Raw genomic sequence first — 1,376 nt, 5'->3', positions numbered from 1 at the left:
ACCACGCCCTTGGGCCGTCCGGTGGATCCCGAGGTGTAGATGACGTAGGCGGGGTGCCCGGGCAGCAGCGGCCGGGACCGCTCGGTGTCGGACAGCGTCCCGTCGTCGAGTCCGGCCAGTTGCGCGGCCGTGGCCGGGTCGTCGAGGACCAGCACCGGGAGGTCGGGCGGGGTCTCGAGCCGGATCCCCGTCCCGGTCAGGACGCACACCGCTCCGGCGTCGGAGAGCAGGAAAGCGATCCGCTCAGCCGGATAGGCCGGGTCGACGGGCAGATAGGCGCCGCCCGCCTTCAGCACGCCGAGCAGCGCGACCATGAGGTCGGTGCCGCGTTCCATCGCCACGGCGACCACGCTTTCCGGTCCCACGCCGTGCCCGGTGAGCAGGCGGGCGAGTCGGTTGGCCCGGGCGTCGAGTTCCGCGTACGAGATCTCGGTGCCGGCGTAGGCGACAGCGACCGCGCCGGGGGTACGGGCCACCTGGGCCTCGAACAGCTCGGGGAGGGTCGCGGGCGCGGCGCCGGACGCGGTGTCGTTCCAGCCGACGAGCATCCGGTGCCGCTCGTCGTCGTCCAGGACGGGGACGGCGCTCAACGCGAGGCGCGGGCGGCCGGCCTCCGGCGCCTGGTCCAGTGCCTGTTCGAGCGCGGTGACGAGGTTGTCCACCGTGGTGCGCAGCAGTGCGCCGACCGCTTCGGGGTCGATCGCGGTGACCGCGTCGACGGACAGCCCGATCCCGCCCCCCTCTGCGTCGTCGTCGACGGAGACGGTCAGGGGGTAGTTGGTGCGCTCGCGTGTGAAGAGGGTGGTGATTCCGGCGAGTCCCTCACCCCGGGGAGTTTCGGCCTCGCCGGTGTTGGTCCGGGGTGCGGTGTTGTGCCGGTAGTTGAACAGCGCCGTGAACAGCGGCACGTCCCCCGCCACCTTCGCGGCCTGCTGCGCCAGCGCCAGCGGAGCGTGCTCGTGCTCCAGCAGCGCCGCCAACTGCGCCCGCATGCCCGCAACCGCGGACAGTACGTCGGTCTCGTCCACCCGCACCCGCACCGGCAGCGTGTTCATGAACGGACCGGTCACCCGGTCCGCGCCCGCACCGGCGTTCATCCGCCCGAACAGCACCGTGCCGAACACCACATCGTCCCGGCCGCTGACCGCAGCCAGCACCCGCGCCCACGCCACATGCATCACCGTGGCAGGACTCGTGCCCAGCCGGCGGGCCACCTCCCGCACACGCGCAGCAGACCCAGCCGCCAACCGCGACACCGCACGCACCACTTGGGCACCGTCACCACGCGCATCCACCACCCCATACGGCGCGGTGGGCTCGGTGACGTCCCCGACCAGATCGGCGAAGAACCGCTCATGCGCGGACCGCTCCCCCCC

General features: G+C 72.9%; 1 protein-coding gene. It reads right to left on the bottom strand.

Annotation, left to right across the window (positions count from 1 at the left end; translation table 11 throughout):
- Positions 1-1,223 (bottom strand): AMP-binding protein (locus ACFY4A_RS42625; RefSeq protein ID WP_390834680.1); only part of this gene is annotated, 1,223 nt, incomplete at its 3' end.
- Between the last annotated feature and the right edge of the window lie 153 nt (positions 1,224-1,376).

Origin of the sequence: Streptomyces sp. NPDC001292, assembly GCF_042896465.1 — a bacterium.
GTDB lineage: Bacteria > Actinomycetota > Actinomycetes > Streptomycetales > Streptomycetaceae > Streptomyces.
Note: the sequence above shows the minus strand (reverse complement) of the source record. Positions and strands in the feature narration are given on the sequence as shown.